The following is a 25,354-nucleotide window of genomic DNA, read 5'->3' as shown; positions in this document are numbered from 1 at the left end:
CGGCCGGACTCCGACTCCGACTCCGGCCTCAGGCCGGTGCCTGACGCGCATCGGGAGCAGCGGTGTCGGCGGAAGCGGGGCCGAGCCGTTCGAGGAGCCGGGCACGCAGCGGATCGGCGTCCGGGAGACCGAGTTCGGTGGTGATGGCCAGCGCCTGGGTCCACGCGGTGCGGGCGGGATGCGGGCGGGCCGTGGCACCGTGGACGTCGCCGAGACAGAGGAGACCGGCCGCCTCGCTGTGCCGGTCCCCGGTCTGGTGGAACAGTTCGAGGGCCTGCTGGTAGCGGTCGACGGCCTCGGCGTGCTCACCGAGCCGGTGGAGGATGTAGCCGAGGCTGTCCTGGATGTGGGCCTCCCCGTTGAGGTCCCCGCTCGCGTGGGCCAGCTCCAGTGCCTCACGGCAGAACGTCAGGGCCTGCTGGTGGTCGCCGAGCTGGGCGAGTATCCAGCCGATGTGGTTCAGCGCGGCGGACTGCCCGGCCCGGTCGTCGACGGCACGGTGGTGCGCGAGGCTGTCGTGGGCGTGGCCGAGTGCCTGCTGATGCCGGCCCTGGGCCTCGGACATCCGGGACAGGTGCTGATGGATACGCGCCTGCCCGGCATGGTCGCCGACCTCGCCGAAGAGCTCCAGCGCGCGCAGGTAGTGCGTGCGGGCCGCGTCCGGACGGTCCAGCCGGTCCTCGGCGAGCCCGAGTCCCCGGTGGGCCTCCGCCTGCCCGACGACATCGCCCTGGCGCCGGGCGGCGTCCAGCGCCGCGGTGTGCGCGGCGATCAGTGCCCGCGGGTTGCCGTGCCGGTCGAGATAGGTCGTCAGGGCCGAGGCGAGCCGCCAGGCGTGCTGGTGGAAGCCGGCCGCGGACGCCTGCCCCACCGCGGCGAGCAGGACCGGATGCTCGGCGGTGAACCAGGCCTGTGCCTGCCGGTGGTCGGACAACTCCTCGGCAGCGGACCCCGGTTGGACGGGCGGCAGGGGAGCGGGGGTGGGCCGGGGAGTCAGCAGGGCGTCCGCCCGGTGCGCGGTGTGCAGGTAGTGGTCGAACATGCGGTGCGCCGCGGTGTGCCGGGTGTCGTCGCCCTCGTGCGTGGCGACCAGCTCGGCCGCGTAGGCGCGCAGCAGGTCGTGGAAGGTGTACCGGCCTGCGGGCTGTTCGGTGAGCAGATGCCCGCGGACCAGTTCGGCCACCAGCGCGCGGGCGCGGGCGGCGGGTACGCCGGCCAGTGCGGCGACGGCCGGGAGCGCGGCGTCCGGGCCCGGATGCAGGCCCAGTAATCGGAAGAGCCGGGCGGCCTCCGGGCCGAGCGCCCGGTACGACCAGGAGAACACGGCCCGTACCTCGCTGCTCGCCTCCCCGCTGTCCAGGGCGTCCAGCCGTCGGTCGGTCCGCCGCAGTTCCTCGGCGAGGGCCGCCAGCGGCAGTGCGGGCTGCGCGGCGGCACGGGCGGCGACGATCGCCAGCGCGAGCGGCAGACCCGCGCACCGGCCGACGATCTCGCGGACGGCGTCGGGATCGGCCGTCACCCGCTCCGCGCCGAGCCGGCGGATCAGCAGCTCCCGGGCCTCCTCGGGGGCGAGCATGCCGACGGTCAGCAGCTGTGCCCCCTCGGTGGCCGCGAGACCGGTCAGCGATCTCCGACTGGTGATCAGCGCCAGGCATCCGGGGGCCCCGGGCAGCAGCGGACGGACCTGCTCGGCGTCGCGGGCGTTGTCCAGCACCACCAGGACCCGACGCCCCGCCAGGAGGCTGCGGTACAGGCCGACCTGAGCCTCCAGACCCGCCGGGATCCGGGCCGGCGGCACACCCAGGGCGTCCAGAAACCCCCGTACCGCCTCGGCCGGGCTCATCACCGATCCGCTGGGCCCGAACCCGCGCAGGTTCACATACAACTGACCGTTGGGGAAGGCCCGTTGGGCTCGCCTCGCCCAGTGCACGGCCAACGCGGTCTTGCCCACCCCGGCCGTGCCCGACAGCGCCGTGATCACCACCGCCGCCGGCTGGTCCGCCGCCGAGGCGAGGATGTCCTCCAGCCGGGCGAGTTCCTCGCCGCGCCCGATGAACCCCCGTACTCCCATGGGAAGTTGGACGGGGGCCGCGCCCGGCCAGGGAGTCGCCGCGGGAGCCGCCCGGGCCGGTGTCCGGGACGCCGGCCGTGCGACGGACTCGGCCGGGCCACCCCGGAGAATCGCCTCGTGGACCTTCCGTAGTTCCGCCCCGGGGTCGGTGCCCAGCTCCTCGGCGAGCCGCTTGCGGACGGCGGCGTAGGAGTTCAGTGCCTCCGCGCTGCGGCCGGCGGCGTGCAGCGCCCACATCAGTGCCTCGGTCAGCGGCTCCACGAGCGGGTAGGCGTCGAGGAGTTCGGTCAGCGGGCCGATCACGGCGACGGGGTCGCTGACCCGCGACTCGACCTGGGCCCAGGCGACCGCGGCGTCCACGTGCTGCCGCCGCCAGGCCTCGCGCACCTGTGCCGCCCACTGCCCGCCCAGCCCGGCCAGCGGTTCCCCGTGCCACAGCCCGAGCGCCTCGCGCAGCAGCGCCGCCCGGGCCTCGTCCGTCCGCCCCGACTCACGGGCCTGACCCGCCAGTTGCCGGAACCGATGGATGTCCACCTGGTCCGGGCGGGCCTCCAGCAGGTATCCGCCGGAGCGCCGGACCAGACGTAACCGGGGGTGCCCCGGGTCCTCGGTCTGCTCGCACAGCCGGCGCAGCCGGGCGACATGAGCGTGCAACGCGCGCCGGGCCCCGTCGGGTGGATCGGCCCCCCACACCCGTCTGATCAGTGCGTCGGCCGGGACCGGCCGGCCGGTGTCCACCGCCAGCGCGGCCAGCACGGTCCGCCGCTGCGGTGGCCCGACCTCGGCGGTCCGGCCCTGCACCGAGAGCTCCACGGGGCCGAGAAGGCGTAATTCCACCACTACTTCCACACTCCACGCACAGCTGTTCTTCACTCGACGCACACATTCTCGCGCCGGTCGACAATCTATCGACAACGTTCTCAGCCACACTCGAACTTCAGTCTGAAGACGCGGACTTCAGTCTGCTGGGGCGCGGGGTCACCACGCACGGCGGCGCACCGCACACGGGGAACGGCGGTACGGGGAGCCGGTCGGGCGGTATCCGGGGGAGAGGCACGTGAACGAAAAACGGGGAGCAGCCACAGCCACGAGACCGGCGGAACCACCGCACCCGCCGGACGGCGGCGGGCGCAGTGTGCTGGAGGGCGCCTTCGCGCTGCTGGGGGCGGTGGAGCGGGCCGGAGAGGCCGGACTGACCAGGCTCGCGGCGGAGTGCGGCCTGCCCAAGACGACCTCGTACCGCCTGCTGGAGCAACTGGTCGAACTGGGCGCCGTCGAGCGAGGCCGCAAGGGCTACCGCATGGGGTCGCGGATCTTCCGGCTCGGGCAGGGCTGGCAGCCGTACCCCGGCCTGCGCACGGCCGCCCGTGCACCGGCCCGCCGCCTCGCCCGCCTCACGGGCGCGACGGTGGGGCTGAACGTACTGCGGGAGGGACAGACCCTCGTCCTCGACTGGACGCCCGGCGACGCCGCCGGAGCGCTCGGCCGATCGCTCGACACCGGGGTGTGGCCATGGTTCACCGCGGCGGGCAAGGTGCTGGTCGCCGGGGCGGATCCGCGGCTCCCGCTGGGCCCGCTGACCGGGTCCTGGCACCGGCAGGCCGGGGTGATCCGGGACCGGGGCGTCGCCTTCGACCGGGAGGAGGTGGCGGCCGGCGTGTGCTGTGTGGCGGTGCCGGTGCACGGCCCGAACGGCGCGCTGCTGGCGTCCCTGAGCGCCGTGACCGATCCCGGGCACAGCCTGGACCGGCTCGCGGGCGCGGTGCAGCAGACGGGAAGGATGATCGGCGCGGCCCTGCGTGGCCGGTGAGCCGGCGAGCGGCACATACCCGGCCGGCCTGTGGTGGTCAGCGGCGCTGGGTGGTCAGTACCAGGTAGGGGGCCGGGCCCTGCTGGGAGGCCGGTACGGTCGGGGTGGTCGTGGCCGGGGCGGGGAAGCCGGAGCCGGTGAGCAGTGCGGTGTACGCGGACAGCGGGCGGTAGTGGCAGACCGTCGTGACCGTGGTGCCGTCGAGCCGGCGCAGCTCGGTGGGCACGGGTGCGCCGTGGGCGTAGGACGCGCCCGGGTCGCCGTACCGGAGGGTGGCGAACTGCTCTCCCACCGCCGCGGGGTTGAGGTCCGCGAGGACGTAGGGGGCGCCGGGGCGGAGCACGCGGTGGATCTCGGCGGTGAGTGCGGCCAGCCGCCGGTCGTCGGGGTCGGTGCAGTAGACCAGGCAGCAGACGGCCGCGTCGACGGTGCCGTCCGGGATCCAGGACAGTGAACGGCCGTCGAAGCGGCGGTAGTCGACGCGCGGGTCGGGGCGGTCGGCGCGGGCGATGTCCAGCATGTGGGCGGAGGGGTCGACGCCCTGGACCGACCAGCCCCCGGTGCGGGCCAGTTCCAGGGCGAGCGCGCCGGTGCCGCAGCCGATGTCGAGGACGGTCGCGCCGGGGGCCGGGGGAGTGCCGACGCGGTCCAGCACCGCCGGGAAGATCAGCTGCCGGGCCAGCCTCATGTCCCGGTCGCGGTAGGCGGCCGCGGCCGCCGGGGTGTCCCAGGTGAGCGCCCGGGACTGGTCGGAAGCGGTCATGACCTTGAGTCTTGTGGCCGGGGCGGGCTCCCACCAGTCCCTCGATCGGGGGACGGCGGCCGTGCTCACCGCGCGGCGGCGGCCTCCTCGGCGATCCGATCGAACTGGGCGCCCATCGCCTCGGACAGCGCCTGGGCGGCCGACAGCGGGCGCACCATCACCGTGAAGTCGTCGATCTTCCCGTCCTCGTCGAAGTGCAGGAAGTCGCAGCCCTGGAGCTTCTTGCCGGCGACGGTCGCCGTGAAGACGAAGGCGTGGTCGCGGCCGTCGGGGTTGGCGATCTCCCGGACGTACTCGAAGTCCTCGAAGACGCGGGACACCGCGCGCAGGATCGCCGCGGTGATCGCCTTGCCCGGGTACGGCTTGAAGGCGACCGGGCTGGTGAAGACGACGTCCTCGGCCAGCAGGGCGGCCACGGCGTCCATGTCGCCGTTCTCGACGGCCTTGCGGAAGGGGTGCATGAGATCCACCTACCTATTCAAAAAGTTGAATAGCTCCGCATGCTAGCGTGTCCCCATGGCTCTGCGGAACGCGGTGATGGCGGCCCTCCTGGAGGGCGAGGCCTCCGGGTACGACCTCGCGAAGGGATTCGACGCGACGGTCGCCAACTTCTGGACGGCGACACCCCAGCAGCTCTACCGCGAGCTGGAACGCATGGAGGCCGAGGGGCTGGTCTGCGCCCGGGTGGTCGAGCAGGAGCGCCGGCCCAACAAGAGGCTGTTCTCGCTGACGGAGGCCGGGCGCGAAGCCGTCCGCGCCTATACCGCCGAACCGCCTGCCCGGCCCTCCGTGGTCCGTGACGAACTGCTGGTCAAGGTGCAGTGCGCGGACGCCGGTGACCTGGCGGCGGTCCGGACGGCGGTCGCCGGGCGCATCGAGTGGGCCACCGCCAAGCTGGCCCGTTACGAGCGGATCCGGCAGCGCCTGCTCGCCGGGCGCTCGGAGGAGGCGTACTTCGCCGAGGCGGAGCGCATCGGCCCGTACCTCACCCTGCTGCGCGGGATGTCCTTCGAGCGGGAGAACCTGCAGTGGGGGGAGCTGGCGCTGCGGAGGATCGAGCAGCGGATGGATCTTCTTAGACAACAAAGTGAATAGTCCGGCGGACGGGATGCCCCGTCTGCCGGACTCGGGTCAGCAGGTGGCGACCCCCGGCAGCCACGCCGGGCCCTTGATGTAGATGTTGGTCATCCACGCGCCGTTGGTCAGCTTGGACCAGGCGTCGTTGGTGTAGCCCTCGGCCGTGACCGTCTGGGCGTGCGCCTGGCACACCACGTTGACCGTCGTCGGCTGCGGGAAGTAGTCGACGACACCGGCGTTCACATTGGGCTCGCTGTGCGTGCGCACACCGGTGCCCCAGGTCTGGAACGCCGTGCTGCCCCCGCTCGGCGGCGGGGCGCTGTCCCCGCCGCAGTCCGGGATGCCGGGCAGCGAGGCCGGGCCCTTGATGTAGATGTTGGTCAGCCAGGAACCGTCGGCCAGCTTCGACCAGATGTCGTTGGTGTAGCCCTCGGCGGTCACCGTCTCCGCGTGCTCCTGGCACTGGACGGAGACCTGGGTCGGCCCGGCGAAGGTGTCCACGACGGAGGAGCGCACGCTCGGCGTGGAGTGCGTGCGCACGCCCGTGCCCCAGGTCTCGAACGTGGTACCGCCGTTGGCCGGCGGCGGCACCGGCGTACCGGACGGGTTGATGCGGATCGCCCCCGCGTAGTCGCCGCCGGTGCGCACCGGCGTCACCCGGATGTGGGTGCCCGACTCGTAGGCCTCCACCATCTGCCCCGCGCCCAGGTACATGGCGACGTGGTGGATGTGCCCGCTGCCCCAGAACATCAGGTCACCGGGGACCAGGGGAGCGGTGCCCTGGCCCGCCGAGAAACGGGCCGCGGCCTGCGGGCTGTGGTACTGGTCGTCCGCCGTGCCGTTGAGCAGGTCCCGGCCGGTCGCCCGGTAGTAGGCGTACCGCATCAGGCCCGAACAGTCGAAGCCCTTGCGCTCGTTGTCGTGCAGGCTGTCCGGGTCGGAGCCGTCGTAGTAGCCGTACGTGGCACCGGGCGTGGCGCCGTGGCCGCCGCCCCAGCTGTACCAGACACCGATCTGCGAGCAGGCCGCGTTCACGGCGGCCTCCGCGGTGGCCGAGGCGCCCGAGGCCAGCACCCCGCAGGTGGCGTCCTGGGCGGCGCGCGGGGCGGTGGCGGTGGCGGCGTGGGCGGTGGCGGACAGGAGCGGGACCGTCGCGAGAGCCGCCGCGACGACGACCGCCCTGCCGGGTGTGGTGAGTCTCAAGATGCACGTCCTAGGTCGACATGGGCCGGGTGCGGGGGTCGGGCGAACTGCCCGGGTGTCGCGTCCCACCCCCGTCGGGACGCGACACCCGGAACTCAACCGGCCAGCGCCGCGCGCATCTTGGCCAGCGCCCGCATCCGGTTGCGCTGGACGGTGCCGCGATGGGCGCCGAGCCGTTCCCCGGCCGTGTCGTGGGTGAGGCCCTCCAGATCGACGAGGATCACCGCGGCCGCCTCCTTCGGCGAGAGCATGCTCAGCAGCGCGAGGGCGGTGGCCGAGGCCTCGTAGGTGCCGAGCCCGCCGTCCCAGCCGGCCTCCGGCAGCCGGTCGGTGGTGCGCTCCCGCCGGGAGGGGTGCAGCCAGGAGTCGCGCAGCAGGTTCAGCGCGACCGTGCAGGTGTAGGCGTACGGATGCTGCTGGTGCGCCAGGGTGCTGGCGCGGGCCCGCCGGGAGAGCCGCAGATAGGTCTCCTGCAGCAGGTCGTCGGCGTCGTGCGGATTGCCGGTCAGGGCGAGCAGCCGTCTGCGGAGTCTGGGCATGTCGGCGGTGAAGGAGGCGTCGAAGTCGCCCGGGCTCATGCGCTCCGGGGCCGCTTCGCGCGGGTCCTGCGTACAGGTGCCGCCGTGGCTTTCCATGGTCGTTCCCCCGATGGTCGTCGATGGTGTGGGAGAGGTCCGGTCCGTTGGTCAGACGGGCCGGACAGGGGCGGCGGCGGGTCCGTAGCGGGCGGCCGGCGCGCCGCTCAGCAGGGCCCAGTACCGGTCGCCGTAGGACCAGTGCCACCACTTCCCTGATGATTGGATGTGTTCAAGCATCAGGGGAGGCTCAGGTTGGACGAGTGGCGTGTGGTGTGGGTACCGGATCCGGAGTGGTGGGGATCGGAGCCAGTGGCGAGGGCATTCGGGTTCGAGGACCTGCCGTCCGCAGTCGAGCAGATCGGATTGATGCCAGGGGATCCTGTCTTCATCGCTCCTAATTTCACTATCGATTCCAACCTGTTGGACTTTGTTCTCTCGGAGCACTTCCGGTTCCTTGAGCGGGAGACGAAGCGGAACTACGCGACGGACATTCGGATTCTGTTGACGTACCTGTCTTCGCGCGGCATCTATTGGCGGCGGGCCTCCAAGCAGGATCTGTTGAACTACCGCTCCTGGCGCTGCGATGCGCCGCAGAACCCCAAGCGCATCGGCGGGTCGAAGTGGGACCGCGAGGCGGCGGCGTTCACGCGACTGTTCAAGTGGGCGAGGATGAGCCCGCTGCCCGTGGATGCGTCGCGCCGGGAACATCGTGCCGCCGATTCGGTCAGCGCCCGGGTCTCGTGGTTGACGCCCCGGACCTGGAGCTTGTGGTCGGACATCGGGCTGCGTGGTCACGGCCGTGACGGGGTACCGACGTGGGGCTGGGATGCCCGGACTGAAGCACGCAACACCGCGTTCGTGCGATTGACTCTGAGCTCGGGGCTGCGGCGGCAAGAGGCCGGATCCCTTCTGCTCTTCGAGCTGCCCGCCCACCGGTTGCAGCACGGGCGCTACCTGCACGGTCAGCTGGCCGGGGCGGTGACCCGGTCGAAGAACGGCCGGACGTACTACGCCTCCGTGGAATCCGTCGGGCAGGTCGAGACCTACATCCAGTCGGAACGTGCTTGGGCAGTGCAGCGGGCCCAGCGCCTGGGCCGTTACGAACAGCTCGACCAGATGCGCCTGGTCACGGGGGTGACCAACGGCCGGGCCAAAAAGGTGTTCTGGGTCGACCGCAACGGCGTCGAGGGCCAGCAGCTGTTGACGCGGCTGGGCTGGCGGGAACGGCAGTTGCTGTTCCTGGAGGGCCCGCGGGGCCCGGAACCCGCCTGGCTGTGGTTGACCGAGCAGGGCATGCCGATGCTGCCGGACCGCTGGAACCCGGTGTTCACCACGGCGAACAGGCGATGCGAGGAAGTCCTGCTGACGCCTGCCGAGCGGAAGGTGAGCCGGGACCTGCGGGCTGCCGAGGTGCGAGGCAAGACTCCGTACGCGACGCCGCACTCCGCCCGGCACTCCTTCGCGCTCTACATGCTGATCGTGCTGAACCAACTCATGGAGGCCCGCTTCGGGTTGACGAAGGAGGACCGCCGGGACTTCGCGATGCTGTTCGGCGATCCGTGGTGGCTGGTCAAGACCCTGCTGGGCCATGCGGACATCGAGACGACCAAGCGTCATTACCTGGCTCCCGTCGCGCATCTGCAGTTGGAGTCGATCCTGGCCGCGGCCGACACCGACGACGGCCAGGAGGTCGAGGACGTGGACGGGGTGTTCGCCCGGCTCGCGCGGGAATCGGCCGGGATCCAGGACATCGACGTGCTCGTCGACCATCTGAAGGTGGATGCCTGATGGGCCGTCGCGGACGCCGGGCGGTCCTGCCGCCGGCCCATTTCACGGTGGAGCCGCCGCTGGCCGAGGACGGCCTGGCCGTCACGATGGTCAACAAGGCCGGCCACAAGAAGGTGTTCGACTTCGCTGATCTGTCGGTTCCGGCGCCGATGCAGCGGTCCTTGGCAGTGGTGTTCGCTGCTCAGCAACCGAGGTGGAACAGCCACAGCACCGCCACATCCGCCTGGGGACGGCTGCAGGTGTTCGCCCAGTTCGTCTCCGGACTCGACCAAGTACCCGAGGACCTGACAGATCTCGATGTCGCGGCCCTCAAGCGCTGGCGGCTGCAGCATGTCAGCACCAACACCGGACGCACAACGCTGCGGGTCGTCCACCGCCTGCTCCGCAGTGATCCTCGATTGAGTACAGGAGCGGTTGCCGAGGAACTCGCCCGCCGCGTCCCCGGACCGAAGCCGGTCAGGAAGTCCTACGGCGACGCCGAGCGCGAGCGCGTCCTGCTGACAGCAGGACGCCAGTTCCGGGCCGCCTGGCTGAGGATCACCGAGAACACCGCCCTGCTCGAGCAGTGGCGGGCGGGAGCTTTGGATGAGAACAGCCGTGACGGGAAGCTCGGCACGATTCTGGATCATCTGGCCCGCGTCGGCGACGTCCCGCGCACGCGACTGCCGAGCGGCCGGATGGCCGTGACCAACCGGGGTCCGCTGGGCGGCCGAGACTGCGAACACACCTGGGGCCGGCTGTTCCTTTCCCAGGCCGAACTGACGGCCCTGGCAGTGCTCATGACCGACCGCTTCGGCTGGAACCTCTCCGTCTTCGACCGCCTGCCTGCCCCGACCCGAGCCCCGTCGGTCGCCGAGACGACCAACATCACCTACCAAGTGCAGATCGAGAAGCGGCGGGCCGGGAACGGCCGCTGGTTCTCCACGGAGAACATCACCGACTCCGGGGCCGACTCCCCGGGACGCCTGATCACGCAGGCCCTGGCGGCCACTCTCCACGGCAGGCTGCTGGCCGCACAACTCGCCCCCGGCACCGATCTGTTGATGACCGGTCGCTCTTCTCTTCTGGCAGGCAGCAGTGCCACGGACTTGGACCGGCCCCAGCCGGTCGGCCCGCTGATCTTCGGGATCTCGGGAGCCGACGCCAAGGAGTGGGCAGACCAGCATGGACTGCCCGGGTCGCCGTTCCGCCAGCTGCGTCGCACGACGGTGACCCGCGAAGGAAGCCCCCTCCAGCACACCCAGGGCACCCACGAGAGCGTCTACGTCCTGCCCGACGGGAAGGTCCAGGAAGCCTCTCAGGAGGTCTTCGCGGACGGCGCCCTCGAGGCCCTCGACCAGGCGAAGAAGGCCGCCTTCGGCGGGCGTCTCGCCCAGGCACCCGAGCCCGGCCATGGACAGACCGCCACAGCCGACTGCGCGGACGAGACCACCAGCGCCTGGCCGGCCGAAGGCGGCGGCTGCGGCGCCGACTTCATGCTCTGTCTCGCCTGTCCGAACGCACACGTCCATCCCGGTCACTACCCTCGCCTTGCTCTCCTGCACGAACAGGTCCAGAGCCTGCGGTCCGTACTGCCTGAGCGGCTTTGGCAGTCGCGCTGGGAGGAGCACTCGCAGCGGTTGAACGACCTGGCAAGCCGGGTCGGCCCGACCACCTGGACCACCGCACGGAGTCGGGCCGGCGACACCGACCGCGCAGTCGTCGACCTCCTGCTGAAAGGACAGCTGGCCCTGTGAGCCTCGCTCCCGCCTTCGACAACGACTCCTACCTGCTGCCGCCGCCGTCGCCGACCAGCCCTGTCGTCCTCAAGAAGTGGATCAGCCGCGGCAACGCCAACCCCAACGGCCTCTACCAGGAGCCGGTCTGGCCCCTGGGACCGCTCATCGACAACCAAGGGGCCAGCTTGGTCAAGCTCCACTGGCGGAACTGCCCGACCGAGTTGACGAGCCAGGTCAAGCAGGTCAGTTGGCTCCTGCTGAACGGGCAGTTGAGGCCCAGCTACCTGAAGAACCGCGGGGTCCGGGCCCGCGCCCGAGCGTCCGCTGAGGAGATGCGGGAGACCTGCGCCGAGTGGATGCGGCTCGCCCGCTGGCTGCACGCCCGCGGCATCAACGATCTGCAGTCCTGCACCGACGCCCACTGGAGTGCCTACACGGCCAAGCGCTTCAGCACGCTCACCCGGCACTCTGCGGAGGAGATCCTGGGCCGACTCACCGACATGTGGGCCTTCGATCAGCTTTGCATTGAGCCCGTTGGGGTCCCTCAACCTCCGTGGGACCGGGAAGGCGTCGACAACTACCTGCCCGCCTCCGGCGCACAGGACAGCGGGGAGAACTCGGTCGAGCCGCTCGACCCCTCGGTGCTGGGGCCTCTGCTGGTCTGGGCGATCCGCATGATCGACGACTTCGCCGACGACATCCTCGCCGCCTGGGAAGAATGGCACCGCCTGAACCAGCTGGCCCTCGCTCAACCGTCCACGCCGACGGGCCTGTCCGCGTTGGACGCCTACCTCCTGCCCCAGCTCGCAGCGGGCAAGAGTCTGCCCACCACGCAAAACCGCGGCCGAACCGTTCTGGCCAGCAAGTTCATCGCGGCCACCGTCGGCTGCAGCATCAACCAGGTCAGCGGGTTCCGGGAACGCCACCGCATCGACGACCTCCAGCCCGGCCCCTGTCCCCTCCAGAGCCCGGTCACCGGACAGATCAACGGAAAGCCCTGGCGAGAGCACCTCGACTTCAACGAGGTGACGACTTTGATGAAGCACCTTGCCACCGCCGCCATGATCATCTGTCTCTACTTGACCGGCATGCGGCCTCAGGAAGTACAGGGCCTCAAGTCCGGGTGCTGCCCCGATCCGGAAGGCGGCGGCCGCCACCTCATCCGCAGCCATCACTACAAGAACGTCACCAACGACGACGGCAATCACGTCTCCGGCGGTGAGGAACGTGAAGTCCCCTGGGTCGCCATCACCCCCGTCGTTCACGCGATCCGCGTTCTTGAACGCATCGTCCCCGCTCGGGCACTGCTCTTCGACGCCACCCACCACGACTTCGCCCGGGGCCGCAAGATGCGCGGCGCTCTGAAGAACGCCGCGATGAACCAGCGCATCGAAGACTTCATCGCCTGGGTCAACCTGGAGGCCCACCGCCATGGCCTTCACGACCAGCGCGTCCCCAAGGATCCCCACGGCGCGATCGGGCTCGCGCGGTTCCGCCGCACCCTCGCCTGGCACATCGCCCGCAGACCCGGCGGACTGATCGCGCTGGCGATTCAGTACGGTCACATGCGCACCGTTCTGGACGCCCGCACCTCCAGCGCCTACGGCAGCCGCAGCCGCCGCGGCATCCACAGCGTCCTCGACGTCGAAACAGCGCTGGCAGCCGCAGACACAGCTGCCCAACTGCGGGACCGACTGGCTGCGGGCGAGAAGATCTCCGGCCCCGCCGCCCGGCGGGCCATCGCCGCCGCCGCCCAGGCCCCACGATTCGAGGGACGCATCGTCACATCGAAGTTCGCCAAGCAAGCCGCCGACTACCTCGCCCGCGACGGCCTCGTCCTCTTCGACAACCCCGACGCCAGCTTGATCTGCGTCTTCAAGCGGGACAACGCTCTTTGCGAGCCTGGCCCCGACGCAACCGCCCCCAACCAGTACGACTGCCGCCCCGGCTGCGGCAACGCCATCCGTCTCGACAGTCACGCAGACCAGTTGGTCGATGAAGCCACCCGCACCGAACAACTCGCCGCCGTCACCCCCGAGCCTCTCGCCGCACGGATCCGTGCCGACGCCAAACGCCACCAGACCACCGCCGCCGAGCATCACGCCGCCGCCCAACCCGCCGAGGCCCTGTCATGACCGACCAGCCCACTGACGAACGCACACGCATCCTCGAGGCCATCGACCGGCTGCTCGAAGGACGGCCCACCACCTCCGACGGTGCGCTGACCGTCGTCTCGCTCGCGGTCGAGGCAGGTGTGCACCGGATGGCTCTTCAGAAGCGCCACGCCGACCTGAAGAACGAGTTTTATGACCGCGTCCGCACCGAGACGAAACAGATCCCCGAATCGGAAATGCGGCTTCGCAAGAAGGTCACCCAACTGCAAGAGACAGTCTCCTCGCAGAAAGATGAGATCGAAGACCTCCGACGGCAAGTGACCGAACTCGCCCTCGCGAATGCGGTCCTGACCCGCCGGGCTCACAAGGGCTCCCAGAGTCAAGCGGAAGAGACCCCGGGCAATGTGATCGCCCTTCACCCGACAGAGGGGTGACGGCCCGCGCCGCACGACCTGACGCTGTCCACTCTGAAGGTGAACACAAGAACTTGACTGGGAACACCACTCCGTGGGGTAGTTGACGAAGCCGGCGGCGGAGAGCGCCTCGCCCATCAGGGTCCGGTGGGCGCGTGCCTCGGCGCTGATGTTCGCCGCGCCGGTACGGCAGGCGCCCGCGCTCTCCTCCGGGGTGGCGTTGACCTCCGTGCCCAGCGGCAGCTCCGTGCCGTCGACGGTGCACAGGGTCAGGTCCACCGCCCCGCCGCTGACATGGGGGGCCACCTCCGGCGGGGAGATGTAGGCGCTGGCCAGCTCGCGGATCAGGTCCGCGGAGGCGTCGGGGTGGGCCGCGCGCAGGGTCGCCGCGTACTGCTCGAAGTAGCGGCGCTGCAGCGCGGGCGGCCGGTACCCCTCGACCACCAGGAACCGGATTCCGGCGGGCAGCAGCGCCTGTGCCTGCAGCAGCCGGCGCAGCGCCGCCAGCCGCAGATGGGCGTAGCCGCCGTCGGCGTCGGCCTGGCGGGGGTCGATCCGCAGTACGGGTGTCCCGCGCAGATCGACCAGCGGTTCACCGCATTCCTGCTCGGTGACCGCGGCGACCCGGGAGTCGGAGAGCGTGATGATGTCCGTCACGCTCACCAGAGTGCCGGGGCCCCCTGCAATTGCTCTGCAGGTTCCCTGCAAGCCCGTCACCAGGGCTTCTGCAGCCGGATTCCGACTACGACGGCTCGTCGTCCGCGCGTTCCCACGCCTCCCGCACGCCCACCGACCGGAACACCTCCAGCGCCTCGGCCCGGGCCGCCCGGGCGGCCTCCTCGGCGCCGTCCGCCGTCCACACCTCGGCCAGGTCCCGCACCGTGCGCGCCCGCCACAACGGCAGCCCCAGCTCCGCCCACAGCGCCGCCGCCTGCTCCAGCGGCCGGCGCGCCCCGCCGGTGTCCCCGGTCGCCAGCAGCTGCTCCCCGAGCGTACGCAGCACCAGGGCCTCGCCGAACCGGTCCTGCCGCTCCCGGGCCACCTCCAGGCAGCGCACCAGCCGCTGTCCCGCCTGCTCCGTACGGCCGGTGCGCAACTCCACCTTGGCCAGCGACTGTTCGGTGTACATCAGGCCGAAGGTGTCGCGCAGGCCGGTGAAGACGTCCAGCGCGTCGTGCAGCAGCCGCTCGGCCTCCGGGTAGCGGCCCTCGGACCGGTCGCACAGGGCCTGCGAGCGCAGGGTGAGCCCCTCGCCGTGCCGGTCGGCGGCGGCCCGGTACAGGACCAGGGCGCGGTCCAGGGCCGCCCGGGCGGCGGCCCCGCGCCCCTGCTCGCGGTGCACGTACCCGATGCCGTACAGCACGCCCGCCCGGGCACCGACGTCCCCCTCGTCGCCGTACCGCTCCAGCGCGGCCTCCAGCAGCTCCGACGCCTCGGCGTACCGGGCCTGTTCGCGGCGGGCGGTGCCCATCCCGGCCAGCGCCACGGCCGACCCGTCCGGCACCTGCTCCCCGAACAGCCGCAGCGCGTCCGCGAAGTAGGCGTACGAATCCTCGAACCGGTCCTGTTCGTAGCGGAGTTGGCCGAGTCCGGCGAGCAGCCAGGCCTCGCCCTCGACGTCCCCGCCGCGGCGGACCGCCGCCATGGCCGCGGTGTGCGAGCGGGACCAGGCGTCGAACTGGTTGTACAGCGCGGCCGAACTCGCTATCAGCGCACCGGCGAGATCCCGGGCGGCCCGCGCCATGCCGTGGTCGGCGCAGTGCGTCACCGCGGCCAGCAGCCCGGCCTGCTCGGCGGCGAACCAGGCCGCGGGCCGGGCCAACAGGGCCTCCTCGGTCTCCGGATCGAGCGGGCGTACGGCGGCCGGTTCGGGGAAGTGCCGGGTCGCGCCGCCGGGGCCGCGGGCGGCGGCCTTCCGGGCCAGGTCCAGCCAGCAGCCGACCAGGCGCAGCACCGCCGCCGCGCGGTCCTCGGCGCTCTCCTCGGAGAGACAGCGCTCGCGGGCGTGTTCGCGGGCGAGGTCCTGGATGCGGTAGCGGGGGAGGCCGGTGCCGTCCATCCCGATCACGTCGATGAAGTGGCAGTCCACCAGCCGCTCGACGGCCTCCTCGGCCTCCTCGGCCCCGATGCCGAGCAGCGGGGCGGCGATCCAGGCCGCGAAGTCGGGCAGGTCCAGCAGGGCCAGGCGGCGCAGGGCCCGGCGTTCTGGCGGGTCGAGGTCGGCGTAGCCGAGCTCCAGGCTGGTGCGCAACTCCAGGTCCCCGGCGCTCAGTTCGTTGAGCCGCCGCCGTTCGTCGCGCAGCCGTCCGGCGAGTCGGCCCGGCGCCCAGTGCGGGCGGGCGGCCAGCCGTGCCCCGGCGATCCGCACCGCGAGCGGCAGCCGCCCGCACAGCGCGACGATCTCGGCGGCCCGCTCCGGCTCCGCCCACGTCCGCCCCTCGCCGGCCACCCGGCGCAGCAGGTCCAGGGCCTCGGCCTCGTCCGGCACCGCGAGGTCCAGATGGGCGGCGCCCTCCAGCGCCACCAGCCGCCGCCGGCTGGTGACCAGCACCGCCGAGCCGGGTCCGGGCGGCAGCAGGGGCCGGACATGCGCCTCACCGGCCGCGTTGTCGAGGACGATCAGGACCCGCCGGTGGCCGATGTGGGTGCGGTAGAGGCCGGTCAGCTCCTCTACGCCGGAGGGCAGGGTGTCCGGTTCGACGCCCATCGCGCGCAGCAGCCGGGCGAGCGCGTCGGCGGGTTCCAGCGGGGTGGTGTCGGCGGCCCGCAGGTCCACGAACAGCCGCCCGTCCGGGAAGAGTTCGGCGGTCCGGTGGCCGACGTGCACGGCGAGGGCCGTCTTGCCCATGCCGGAGCGCCCGGAGATCACCCCGATCGGGGGTGCGGTCCGGCCGGGGTCGCCGACGCCCCGCAACAGCTCGGTGGCCCACTTGACCTGCCCGCCGCGGCCGACGAAGTCGGCGATGTCCGGGGGGAGATGGGAGGGCGCGGGGCGGGGCCGCTCACCTCCGGAGCCACCGGGACGTCCGGAGCCACCGGGACGTCCGGAGCCACCGGGACTTCCGGAGTTTCCGGGGCTTCCCGGGCCTCTGGGGGCCGGTACCGGTCGGGCGGTGCGGCCCGTTCCCAGCACGCCCGTGTCATGGGTCAGCACGGCCTGGTGCACCGCCCGCAGCTCGGGGCCCGGGTCGATACCCAGCTCGTCCCGGAGCACCGCGCGGCCCTCCTGGTAGACGCGCAGGGCGTCGGAGACCCGGCCGGTGCGGAACAGGGCGGTCATCAACTGGCCGCGCGGCCGCTCCCGCAGCGGATGCGCGGCCACGTGCGCGAGCAGCGGCGCGATCGTCTCGTCGGCCCGGTCCAGCTCCAGGGCCAGCCCGAAGCACTCCTCCTCAGTCACCAGCCGCAGCTCCGCGAGGCGGGCCGCCTCGATCCGCGCGAACGACTGGCCGAGCCCCTCCAGCGCCTCCCGGCCCCGCCACAGCCCCAGCGCCTCCGCCAGCACCCCGGCGGCCTCCTCCGTACGCCCCAGGGACCGCCCGGCCGCGAGGAGTTCCTCGAAGCGGCGGGCGTCGACCCGGTCGGGCGCCAGGTCGGCGACATATCCCGGCGGGCGGGTGCGGATCACCTCGGCGGTACCGACCCGGGCCAGGGCCCGGCGTACGGCGGAGACATGGGTGGCGACCAGGGCGCCCGCGGTGGCCGGAGCCTCCTCGTCCCAGACGAAGTCCACCAGACGGTCGGTGGAGATCACCTCGCCCAGGTGCACGACGAGTGCGGCGAGGACGGCGAGGGGTCTGGAACCGCCGAGCGGGGCCCGCCGGCTCCCCTCCCAGACCTCCACCGGGCCGAGCAGACGTACTTCGAACATCGATCCCCGATCGCTGCCCCCAGCAGATGCCGACAACGATATCGGCGGCCACCGACAGAGCAGGCCGAAAGCCGGGCCGTCGTGTCCGGAACCGTTCCGCCCGACAGGGCGGACGGCACCGTCCACGACGCCCGGTGTGCCGGGCGGGACCGGGATCGGGGGCGGTTCTCCCTCCTGGCGCAGTTGGCTGATTCCTGTGGGTGGCCATAGCGGCCCCTGTGTGTGGGACGGGTGGTCGGCGGCCCTCGTATGAGCGCGCCCCGGAATCGCCACGAAATCCGTCGCGGCGGAAATTCTCCGCAGGCGCATGTCATACGAACGCCCCGTCGGCAGCGTCAACGGCCCGAAAGCACCGAGCCGTTCGCCGTACGCCGAGGGAGTACCCGATGAAGCGCCCCGCCTTCCGCCGCAAGGCCGCGCAGCTGAGCGCCGTCGCCGCCGTGGCCGCGCTCGTTCTCACCGGCTGCTCCCGGGCGTCCGGCGACGACCCGGCCCCGCCCGCCGGGTCCCGGGCACGTGACCTGACCTACGCCGAGGACCTGCGGATCTCCGACGCCGAACAGCGCCTGGTCGCCCGGTGCATGGCCCGCCACGGCTTCCGCTACTGGACGGACCGGCCGCTGAGCCTGGCCGAGAGCAGGCCGCTCGGCTACGTCCAGGACGACGTGCGCTGGGCCCGTACCCACGGATACGGCAGCCGGATCACGGCCGAGGAGGACCGTGCCCGGCTGCGCAACCCCAACAACGCCTACCGCAAGGGCCTCACGGCCACCCGGCAGGCCGCCTACGACACCGCTCTCGACGGCGGCCGGCAGGCCGAGCCGCTGCGCACCGACGTCCCCGGCGGAGGCAGCGTCAGCAAGCAGACCGGCGGCTGCGACAGCGAGGCGGAACGGACGCTGTACGGCGATCCGCGGACCTGGTTCCGGCTCGACACGACCGCGAGCAACCTGCGCCCGCTCTACGTCGGCAAGCTGCTGCACGACCGGCGGTTCACCGCCGCCGTGCACGCGTGGTCGGCCTGCATGAAGCGGGCCGGCCACCCCTACCCGGACCCCGACGCGGCCCGGCAGGCCACCCGGGAGCACCCGGCGGTCCAGACCCGGGCCGAGGAGGCCAGGAGCTTCGCCGCCGAGACCCGGATCGCGGTCGCCGACGCCACCTGCGCCCGCGAGGTCTCCCTCAAGTCCGTGGGCCAGGCCCGCGAAGCCCACTACCTGGCCCAGCTGGACGGCGAGTACGGCGCCCGGCTGGACGCCTACCGGCAGGTGCGCCTGAAGGCGCTGGCACGTGCCGAGCGGATCGTGCCCGCCCGCACCTGACACCTGCCCCGACCCCATGACTCCGCGGCGTCCGCCGCGGCCCTTTCCCCGCACCGACCGCCTCCGACGAGGCAGAACGGGAGTTCACCATGCGCAAAATGACCCTCGCCCTCACCACCCTTGCCCTCGCGGCCGTCGGCTTCGCCATGCCCGCCACCGCCCAGGCCTCCGCCGGCTGCAACGCGCAGTGGCCGGGCCGCGACGGCAACGTGCGGGCCTGGAAGGACTGGGACTGCGCGGGCGGGCTGCTCGGCGTCACCGCGGGCAACGACTCCTCCTGGTCCGACGCCGCCGGCGCCTTCCAGGGCAGCGACGGCAACGCCGCCTCCTCCGTGATGAACAGCGGGTACGTCGGCGGCAAGGACGTCGTGGCCTTCTACTACTTCTCCAACTACTCCGGCGGCTACGGCTGCCTCAAGCCGGGCGAGCTGTACGTGGACGACCTCACCCGCGACCACTTCACCGACGGACACCCCATGAACGACAACATCCTGTCCCACCAGTGGGTGACGGAGAGCGCCTGCGCCGCGGGCTCCTTCATCAGCTGACGCCCCCGCCGACCGGTCACGGCCGCTCTCCCGGCCGTGACCGGTTCGCCGTCTCCTTACCGACTCCCTACCTCACGTACCTCCGACTTTCACATCGGCGCCATCGGACCCTTCCCTGACGTTCGCTGCCCTTGGAACACTCGCACCCGCACACATTCCGCCCTGTTCCGGCCATCCGTACGTCAGGATGAGAGGTCGCTCACTCATGACCGAAGTAAACCGGCGCCGCTTCCTCCAACTCGCGGGCGCCACCACGGCGTTCACCGCGCTGTCCAGCAGCATCCAGCGTGCCGCCGCGCTGCCCGCGAACCACCGCACCGGGTCGATCGAGGACGTCGAGCACATCGTCGTCCTGATGCAGGAGAACCGTTCGTTCGACCACTACTTCGGCACCCTCAGAGGTGTCCGCGGCTTCGGCGACCCGCGTTCGGTCACCCAGAACGACAAGTCCGTGTGGAACCAGTCGAACGGTACGAAGGACATCCTGCCGTTCCACCCGGACGCCGACGACCTGGGCCTCGCCTTCCTCCAGGACCTCCCGCACGGCTGGAGCGACACCCACACCGCCGTCAACGGCGGCAAGTACGACAAGTGGGTGCCGGCCAAGGGCTCCACGACGATGGCGTACCTGAACCGGGACGACATACCGTTCCACTACGCGCTCGCCGACGCCTTCACCGTCTGCGACGCCTACCACTGCTCGTTCATGGGCTCCACCGACCCGAACCGCTACTACATGTGGACGGGTTACACGGGCAACGACGGCCAGGGCGGCGGCCCGGTCCTCGGCAACGACGAGGCCGGCTACAGCTGGACCACCTACCCGGAGCGCCTGGAGAAGGCGGGCGTCTCCTGGAAGATCTACCAGGACGTCGGCGACGGCCTGGACGCGGCCGGCGGCTGGGGCTGGATCCAGGACGCCTACCGCGGCAACTACGGCGACAACTCGCTGCTCTACTTCAAGCAGTACCAGAACGCCCAGGCCGGCGACCCGCTGTACGACAAGGCCCGCACCGGCACCGACGCCACCAAGGGCGAGGGCTTCTTCGACCAGCTCAAGGCCGACGTCAAGGCCGGCAAGCTGCCGCAGATCTCCTGGGTGGTCGCCCCCGAGGCCTTCACCGAGCACCCCAACTGGCCCGCCAACTACGGTGCCTGGTACGTCTCCCAGGTCCTGGACGCGCTGACCTCGGACCCCAAGGTGTGGGCGAAGACGGCCGTGTTCATCACGTACGACGAGAACGACGGCTTCTTCGACCACCTGATCCCGCCGTTCCCGCCGGCCTCCGCCGCGCAGGGCAAGTCCACGGTCGACCCGACCCTGGACCTCTTCAAGGGCGACGCGAGCCACGCGGCCGGCGCCTACGGTCTCGGCCAGCGGGTGCCGATGCTGGTCGTCTCCCCGTGGAGCAAGGGCGGTTACGTCTGCTCCGAGACGCTCGACCACACCTCGATCATCCGCTTCATGGAGGCCCGCTTCGGCGTCCACGAGCCGAACATCTCGCCCTGGCGGCGCGCCGTCAGCGGGGACCTGACCGGGGCCTTCGACTTCTCCCGCAAGGACACCAAGCCGGTCGCGCTGCCCGCCACCGACGGCTACCAGCCGCCGGACGGCAACCGCCACCCCGACTACGTGCCCACCCCGCCCGCCAACCCGTCCCTGCCCAAGCAGGAGCGCGGCTCGCGGCCCACCCGGCCGCTCAAGTACGCGCCGCTGGTGGACGGCTCGCTGGACGCGGCGGCCGGCAAGTTCTCCCTGACCTTCGCGTCGGGCGCGCACGCGGGCGCCGCCTTCCTGGTCACCTCGAACAACCGCGCCGACGGCCCCTGGAGCTACACCACCGAGGCCGGCAAGTCCGTCTCCGACACCTGGAACTCGGTGTACTCGGGCGGCTCCTACGACCTGACCGTGCACGGCCCGAACGGCTTCCTGCGCACCTTCCAGGGCCCCGGCAAGGTGGCGGGCCCCGAGGTCACCGCGCGGCCCGCGGGCGACGACATCGAGCTCACCCTCACCAACAAGGGCTCCGGCACGGTGAAGCTGACGCTGGCCAACGGCTACGGCGGCAAGCCCTGCACGGTCACCGTGCGCGCCGGGGCGACCGTGAAGCACACCGTCGACCTCGCGCGCAGCCGCCGCTGGTACGACGTGACGGTCACCTCCGACGCGGACAAGACCTTTGTACGGCGGTTCGCCGGACATGTCGAGAACGGTCTTCCGGGCGTCAGCGACCCGGCGATCATCACCGAGTGACAGGGCGATGAGGGCCGCATCGTGCGGGCTGGTCAGGTACCGGTCATATCGGGGTAGTGTGCCCCGGTGACCACGCAATCGAACACTCCTGCAGGCTGGTACCCCGATCCGCACGGTGCGTCCCAGACCCTCCGGTACTGGGACGGCACCCAGTGGACCGACCAGACGAATCAGCAGGGCGCGGTGCCGGGGCAGGCCCCGGACGCCGACCCCAAGGTGCAGCGGCAGGTGCAGCAGCAGGCCGGCGTCGCGGGCGGGGGCGCCGGTGGCGGCACCCTGTTCACCGAGCCGGTGCTGGTGGTGAACCAGAAGGCCAAGCTGATCGAGCTGACCAACGAGTACAAGGTCATGGACCAGCACGGCCGCGAGCTCGGCTCGGTGGTCGAGGTCGGACAGAGCGCGCTGAAGAAGGTCCTGCGGTTCGTCTCCAGCCTCGACCAGTTCATGACCCACCGGCTGGAGATCCGGGACGCCCACGGGCAGCCGCAGCTGGTGCTGACCCGGCCGGCCAAGTTCCTGAAGTCCCGGGTGATCGTGACGCGTCCGGACGGGTCGCCGGTCGGTGAGATCGTCCAGGAGAACATGATCGGGAAGATCAACTTCGCGATGAACGCGGGTGGCCAGAAGGTCGGCGCGATCAAGGCGGAGAACTGGCGGGCGTGGAACTTCGCGGTCGTGGACCACTCCGGCAACGAGGTGGCCCGGATCACGAAGACGTGGGAAGGCCTCGCCAAGACCATGTTCACGACCGCCGACAACTACGTCCTGCAGATTCACTACCAGCTGCCGGAGCCGCTGCTGAGCCTGGTGGTGGCGACGGCGCTGACCGTGGACACGGCGCTGAAGCAGGATTCGCGGGGGCTGGGCTGAGGATCGAACGGCAGTGGGGTGACTGCGGGCCGGTTGTGGCTGGTCGCGCAGTTCCTCCCCCAGCCTTCGGCCGGGGGACCCCCAGCGCCCCTTGGGGGGCGCTTCGGTCCAGGGCGCTTCAGAGTGCCGTGAGTTGTCCGGGCTCTTGCTTCTGTTGGGGGAGCAGCGCCTGCTCGGCCGCCGCCCTCGCCGACTCCAGGGCCAGTACCGCCGCCACCGGGTGCTCCTCGTCCGGTTCCCGTACGACCGGCGGCGTTGCCGGGGTCACCCGGGTCAGGAGGACCACGCCCCAGGAGGCGAGGCCCGCGCCCGCGAGGGCGAGGAGGATTCCGGTCGCGCCGCCCTGGAGACCCTGGCCCAGCAGGGTGAGGCCGATGACCGCCGCGGCCAGGGGGTTGGAGAGGGTGACCACGGCGAGCGGGGCGCCGAGGCCGCCTCGGTAGGCGGTCTGGGAGAGGAGGAGGCCGCCGACCGCGAACGCGGCCACCAGGAGGGCGACCACGATCACCTCGGTGCTGAGGACCGGGCCCGAGCGGTCGGTCGCCGCCACCGTCACCGTCTGGGTGAGGGCGGAGGCGACGCCGGAGGCGAAGCCGGACGCGGTGGCGTGGCGCAGGCCCGGGCGGCTGCCGGGGCGGGAGAGCACGCCGATCAGGGTGGCCGTCGTACCGGCGACCGCGAGCGCCTCGGTGAGGCTCAGGGTGCGGTCGGGTGCCGGGCCGGAAGCCGTGACCAGCAGGGCGCCGAGGCCCAGCAGGGTCAGGGCGGTGCCCCGCCACTCCGCCGTGCTGACCCGGCGGCCCGCGACCCGGGCGCCCATCGGCACGGCCGCGACCAGGGTGAGCGCCCCCAGAGGCTGGACGAGGGTCAGCGGGCCGTACTTGAGGGCGACGACATGGAGCAGGGCCGCGCCGGCGTTGAGGCCGACCGCCGCCCACCAGGCGCCGGAGCCGAGCAGTCGTAGCAGACCCGCTCCGGAGGACTTCGACGCGAGGCGTTCCTGGGCGACGGCGGCGGCCGCGTAGGCGACGGCCGAGACCAGGGAGAGCGCGACGGCGACCAGGGCTGCGGCGCTCATCGGCCGGCCCCCGCCAGCACGGGCTCGTCCGGTACGAGGGTGCGGGTGCCGCGGCCGGCCGTGGTGGCCGTGCGGTGGGGCGGGTGGATCAGGGCGAGGGCGGCGCCCAGCATCGCGGTGGCGACGATCGCGTCCAGCCAGTAGTGGTTCGCGGTGCCGACGATCACGAGGAGGGTGATCGCGGGATGCAGCAGCCACAGCCAGCGCCGGCGCGAGCGGGTCGCGACGATCAGGCCGATCGCCACCATCAGGGCCCAGCCGAAGTGCAGCGAGGGCATCGCCGCGAACTGGTTGGAGAGGTGGTCGCTGGAGGGCGGGCCGTAGACGGAGGGGCCGTAGACCCGGGCGGTGTCGATCAGGCCGGTCGCGGCCAGCATCCGGGGCGGCGCCAGCGGGAAGGTGAAGGGCAGCACCAGCGCGGCGGCGGTGACCACGGCGAGGACCCGGCGGGCCCAGACGTAGTGCGCGGGCCGCTTCAGGTAGAGCCAGACCAGGAAGGCCAGCGTGGCCGGGAAATGAACCGTGGCGTAGTAGGTGTTGGCCAGGTGGACGAGGGTGTCGCCGTGCAGCAGTGCGGACTGCACGTCGACCTCCGAGGGCAGGTGCAGCGTCCGTTCCAGGTCCCAGATCCGGTGGGCGTTGTGCAGGGCCTCGGCGGTGTGGCCGGTGGCGAGCTGCCGCCCGAACTTGTAGACGAGGAAGAGCCCTGCGACGAGCAGGAGCTCTCGGACGAGCGGCGGCCGGGTTATGGACCCCGGCTCCGCTGCTGCCGGCTCGGACTGGGATCTCATCCCAGGCCCCCTCACTGACGGTGGTGCTGTGCCGAGTCCGGGCGGTGGCCCGGACTCACCGAAACTCATCGATACGGAAGCGTACCGATACGCCACTGTACCGATACGGCCGAGTACCGGTACAGTGGCGTATCGATAGACGTAGGCCACACTGGTTGTAGGTTTCCGCCCCGGCCGAACGGTGGGTGGGGCGTAAGTGATCCGTAAGTGATGGGCGAGTGAGGAGAAGGGCACATGACGTCGCAGGACGCGGAGGTGCCGGACGCGGTCGCCGCCTCGCGCCGCTCCAAGATCACGCCGGAGCGTGAGCGGGAGTTCTTCGACGCCGTGCTCGAACAGATCCGCGAGTGCGGCTACGACTCCGTGACCATGGACGGCGTCGCCGCCAGCACCCGGTGCAGCAAGTCCACGCTCTACCGGCAGTGGAAGACCAAGCCGCAGTTCGTCGCGGCGGCGCTGCGCGCCAGCCGCCGGGTGCGCTTCGTCGGTATCGACACCGGGTCTCTCGCCGACGACCTGCGTCAGGTCGGGCGGACCGCGGGTGACTGGTCGGGCAAGGACACCAAGCTGCTCCAGGCGCTGGGGCACGCGGTCACCTCGGACCGCGAGCTGGCGACGGCCCTGCGCGAGGCGCTGGTCGAACCCGAGATGGTCGCGCTCCAGGAGATTCTGCGACGCGGTGTCGAACGCGGCGAGATCCCCGCCGACCATCCCGCGCTGGAGTACATCCCGGCCATGATGTTCGGCGTCCTGCGGATCCGGCCCATCCTGACCGGCGAGTACGCCGACGCCGACTACCTGGTCCGCTTCGTGGAGGCCGTCGCGCTGCCCGCGCTCGGAGTGACATAAGACCCAGGCCGCCGTCCACGGGATGACTGGACGGCGACCTGCTCGCGCCGCACCGTGGGGACGGGGGCGGCGCGCACCCCCCGGGGGGGGGGGGGGGGGGGGGGGGGGGGGGGGGGGGGGGCCCCCCCCCCCCCCCCCCCCCACGCCGCGATGGACGTGTGCGTCATCGCGTCAGGGCTCCCGATCGTCAGTCGTTGCCGTCGCTCTTGCCGGTGCCGCCGCCGTCCGAGGGGATG

Annotated in this window: 18 protein-coding genes and 2 pseudogenes; 10 read left to right on the top strand and 10 right to left on the bottom strand. The window is 71.8% G+C overall.

The window, feature by feature from the left end; genetic code table 11:
* Window positions 1-28: 28 nt before the first annotated feature.
* Window positions 29-2,908 carry a BTAD domain-containing putative transcriptional regulator gene (locus tag ACFZDK_RS42770; protein ID WP_390981108.1) on the bottom strand — a complete coding sequence of 960 codons (2,880 nt, stop codon included), beginning with the start codon at window positions 2,906-2,908 and terminating at the stop codon, window positions 29-31.
* Window positions 2,909-3,128: 220 nt separating this feature from the next.
* Here ACFZDK_RS42770 and ACFZDK_RS42765 point away from each other — a divergent pair, with 220 nt between their 5' ends.
* Window positions 3,129-3,881 carry a helix-turn-helix domain-containing protein gene (locus ACFZDK_RS42765; protein WP_390981106.1) on the top strand — a complete coding sequence of 251 codons (753 nt, stop codon included), beginning with the start codon at window positions 3,129-3,131 and terminating at the stop codon, window positions 3,879-3,881.
* A 37-nt stretch (window positions 3,882-3,918) separates the two neighbouring features.
* Here the strand turns inward: ACFZDK_RS42765 and ACFZDK_RS42760 are convergent, their stop codons facing one another.
* Together ACFZDK_RS42760 and ACFZDK_RS42755 are read right to left on the bottom strand one after the other, a co-directional pair.
* Window positions 3,919-4,644, bottom strand: coding sequence for a methyltransferase domain-containing protein (locus ACFZDK_RS42760; RefSeq protein WP_390981104.1), 726 nt, complete (start codon window positions 4,642-4,644; stop codon window positions 3,919-3,921).
* A 65-nt stretch (window positions 4,645-4,709) separates the two neighbouring features.
* Complete coding sequence (locus tag ACFZDK_RS42755) at window positions 4,710-5,105, bottom strand: nuclear transport factor 2 family protein (protein ID WP_390981341.1); 396 nt, start codon at window positions 5,103-5,105, stop codon at window positions 4,710-4,712.
* A 55-nt stretch (window positions 5,106-5,160) separates the two neighbouring features.
* On the opposite strand from ACFZDK_RS42755, the gene ACFZDK_RS42750 reads away from it, so the two are divergent.
* Window positions 5,161-5,739, top strand: coding sequence for a helix-turn-helix transcriptional regulator (locus tag ACFZDK_RS42750; protein WP_390981102.1), 579 nt, complete (start codon window positions 5,161-5,163; stop codon window positions 5,737-5,739).
* Between the two features lie 36 nt (window positions 5,740-5,775).
* Here the strand turns inward: ACFZDK_RS42750 and ACFZDK_RS42745 are convergent, their stop codons facing one another.
* From ACFZDK_RS42745 to ACFZDK_RS42735, 3 genes and pseudogenes are all read right to left on the bottom strand, one after another.
* Window positions 5,776-6,924 carry an NlpC/P60 family protein gene (locus ACFZDK_RS42745; protein WP_355727454.1) on the bottom strand — a complete coding sequence of 383 codons (1,149 nt, stop codon included), beginning with the start codon at window positions 6,922-6,924 and terminating at the stop codon, window positions 5,776-5,778.
* Window positions 6,925-7,019: 95 nt separating this feature from the next.
* Window positions 7,020-7,559 carry a sigma factor-like helix-turn-helix DNA-binding protein gene (locus ACFZDK_RS42740; protein ID WP_390981099.1) on the bottom strand — a complete coding sequence of 180 codons (540 nt, stop codon included), beginning with the start codon at window positions 7,557-7,559 and terminating at the stop codon, window positions 7,020-7,022.
* A gap of 51 nt (window positions 7,560-7,610) precedes the next feature.
* Window positions 7,611-7,712: pseudogene (locus ACFZDK_RS42735) on the bottom strand (dipeptidase); the annotation flags it as partial.
* A gap of 42 nt (window positions 7,713-7,754) precedes the next feature.
* On the opposite strand from ACFZDK_RS42735, the gene ACFZDK_RS42730 reads away from it, so the two are divergent.
* From ACFZDK_RS42730 to ACFZDK_RS42720, 3 genes are read left to right on the top strand one after another with little or no spacing between them, the layout of a single operon-like run.
* Window positions 7,755-9,290 (top strand): integrase, encoded by a 1,536-nt coding sequence (locus ACFZDK_RS42730; protein ID WP_390981097.1) that lies wholly within the window; start codon window positions 7,755-7,757, stop codon window positions 9,288-9,290.
* Window positions 9,290-11,026 carry a hypothetical protein gene (locus ACFZDK_RS42725; RefSeq protein ID WP_390981095.1) on the top strand — a complete coding sequence of 579 codons (1,737 nt, stop codon included), beginning with the start codon at window positions 9,290-9,292 and terminating at the stop codon, window positions 11,024-11,026. The genes ACFZDK_RS42730 and ACFZDK_RS42725 overlap by 1 nt, the downstream gene beginning before the upstream one ends.
* The gene (locus ACFZDK_RS42720; RefSeq protein WP_390981093.1) at window positions 11,023-13,143 is read left to right on the top strand and encodes an integrase; all 2,121 of its coding nucleotides are present in this window, start codon (window positions 11,023-11,025) and stop codon (window positions 13,141-13,143) included. The genes ACFZDK_RS42725 and ACFZDK_RS42720 overlap by 4 nt, the downstream gene beginning before the upstream one ends.
* Before the next feature lie 479 nt (window positions 13,144-13,622).
* Here the strand turns inward: ACFZDK_RS42720 and ACFZDK_RS42715 are convergent.
* Window positions 13,623-14,192 (bottom strand): annotated as a pseudogene (locus ACFZDK_RS42715) (M15 family metallopeptidase); the annotation flags it as partial.
* A gap of 85 nt (window positions 14,193-14,277) precedes the next feature.
* Window positions 14,278-17,406, bottom strand: coding sequence for a BTAD domain-containing putative transcriptional regulator (locus tag ACFZDK_RS42710; protein ID WP_390981091.1), 3,129 nt, complete (start codon window positions 17,404-17,406; stop codon window positions 14,278-14,280).
* A gap of 386 nt (window positions 17,407-17,792) precedes the next feature.
* On the opposite strand from ACFZDK_RS42710, the gene ACFZDK_RS42705 reads away from it, so the two are divergent.
* The 4 genes from ACFZDK_RS42705 (at window position 17,793) to ACFZDK_RS42690 (ending at window position 22,400) form a co-directional block, all read left to right on the top strand.
* Complete coding sequence (locus ACFZDK_RS42705; RefSeq protein WP_390981089.1) at window positions 17,793-18,728, top strand: hypothetical protein; 936 nt, start codon at window positions 17,793-17,795, stop codon at window positions 18,726-18,728.
* Window positions 18,729-18,817: 89 nt separating this feature from the next.
* On the top strand, window positions 18,818-19,276 hold the full coding sequence (locus tag ACFZDK_RS42700; protein ID WP_390981087.1) for a hypothetical protein: 459 nt from the start codon (window positions 18,818-18,820) through the stop codon (window positions 19,274-19,276).
* Between the two features lie 205 nt (window positions 19,277-19,481).
* Window positions 19,482-21,530, top strand: a complete 2,049-nt coding sequence (locus ACFZDK_RS42695; RefSeq protein ID WP_390981085.1) for a phosphocholine-specific phospholipase C — start codon at window positions 19,482-19,484, stop codon at window positions 21,528-21,530.
* Window positions 21,531-21,596: 66 nt separating this feature from the next.
* Window positions 21,597-22,400, top strand: a complete 804-nt coding sequence (locus ACFZDK_RS42690) for a phospholipid scramblase-related protein (RefSeq protein ID WP_390981083.1) — start codon at window positions 21,597-21,599, stop codon at window positions 22,398-22,400.
* Between the two features lie 118 nt (window positions 22,401-22,518).
* Here the strand turns inward: ACFZDK_RS42690 and ACFZDK_RS42685 are convergent, their stop codons facing one another.
* Both ACFZDK_RS42685 and ACFZDK_RS42680 read right to left on the bottom strand, forming a co-directional pair.
* Window positions 22,519-23,478 (bottom strand): hypothetical protein, encoded by a 960-nt coding sequence (locus ACFZDK_RS42685; protein ID WP_390981081.1) that lies wholly within the window; start codon window positions 23,476-23,478, stop codon window positions 22,519-22,521.
* Window positions 23,475-24,269 (bottom strand): phosphatase PAP2 family protein, encoded by a 795-nt coding sequence (locus ACFZDK_RS42680; RefSeq protein ID WP_390981079.1) that lies wholly within the window; start codon window positions 24,267-24,269, stop codon window positions 23,475-23,477. The genes ACFZDK_RS42685 and ACFZDK_RS42680 overlap by 4 nt, the downstream gene beginning before the upstream one ends.
* Before the next feature lie 234 nt (window positions 24,270-24,503).
* On the opposite strand from ACFZDK_RS42680, the gene ACFZDK_RS42675 reads away from it, so the two are divergent.
* Window positions 24,504-25,118, top strand: a complete 615-nt coding sequence (locus ACFZDK_RS42675) for a TetR/AcrR family transcriptional regulator C-terminal ligand-binding domain-containing protein (RefSeq protein WP_390981077.1) — start codon at window positions 24,504-24,506, stop codon at window positions 25,116-25,118.
* Window positions 25,119-25,354 lie beyond the last annotated feature (236 nt).

It is taken from the genome of Streptomyces sp. NPDC007901 (assembly GCF_042959465.1).
In the GTDB taxonomy this organism is placed as follows: domain Bacteria; phylum Actinomycetota; class Actinomycetes; order Streptomycetales; family Streptomycetaceae; genus Streptomyces.
The sequence above is the reverse complement of the archived record's forward strand: the minus strand, read 5'-3'. Positions and strand labels throughout refer to the sequence as shown.

What these genes read in the sequence shown, in the direction of transcription:
- ACFZDK_RS42710 (WP_390981091.1), bottom strand. Translation starts at nt 17,406, where the DNA reads ATGTTCGAAGTACGTCTGCTCGGCCCGGTGGAGGTCTGGGAGGGGAGC.
- ACFZDK_RS42750 (WP_390981102.1), top strand. Translation starts at nt 5,161, where the DNA reads ATGGCTCTGCGGAACGCGGTGATGGCGGCCCTCCTGGAGGGCGAGGCC.
- ACFZDK_RS42675 (WP_390981077.1), top strand. Translation starts at nt 24,504, where the DNA reads ATGACGTCGCAGGACGCGGAGGTGCCGGACGCGGTCGCCGCCTCGCGC.
- ACFZDK_RS42705 (WP_390981089.1), top strand. Translation starts at nt 17,793, where the DNA reads ATGAAGCGCCCCGCCTTCCGCCGCAAGGCCGCGCAGCTGAGCGCCGTC.
- ACFZDK_RS42695 (WP_390981085.1), top strand. Translation starts at nt 19,482, where the DNA reads ATGACCGAAGTAAACCGGCGCCGCTTCCTCCAACTCGCGGGCGCCACC.
- ACFZDK_RS42700 (WP_390981087.1), top strand. Translation starts at nt 18,818, where the DNA reads ATGCGCAAAATGACCCTCGCCCTCACCACCCTTGCCCTCGCGGCCGTC.
- ACFZDK_RS42680 (WP_390981079.1), bottom strand. Translation starts at nt 24,269, where the DNA reads ATGAGATCCCAGTCCGAGCCGGCAGCAGCGGAGCCGGGGTCCATAACC.
- ACFZDK_RS42725 (WP_390981095.1), top strand. Translation starts at nt 9,290, where the DNA reads ATGGGCCGTCGCGGACGCCGGGCGGTCCTGCCGCCGGCCCATTTCACG.
- ACFZDK_RS42760 (WP_390981104.1), bottom strand. Translation starts at nt 4,644, where the DNA reads ATGACCGCTTCCGACCAGTCCCGGGCGCTCACCTGGGACACCCCGGCG.
- ACFZDK_RS42740 (WP_390981099.1), bottom strand. Translation starts at nt 7,559, where the DNA reads ATGGAAAGCCACGGCGGCACCTGTACGCAGGACCCGCGCGAAGCGGCC.
- ACFZDK_RS42755 (WP_390981341.1), bottom strand. Translation starts at nt 5,105, where the DNA reads ATGCACCCCTTCCGCAAGGCCGTCGAGAACGGCGACATGGACGCCGTG.
- ACFZDK_RS42685 (WP_390981081.1), bottom strand. Translation starts at nt 23,478, where the DNA reads ATGAGCGCCGCAGCCCTGGTCGCCGTCGCGCTCTCCCTGGTCTCGGCC.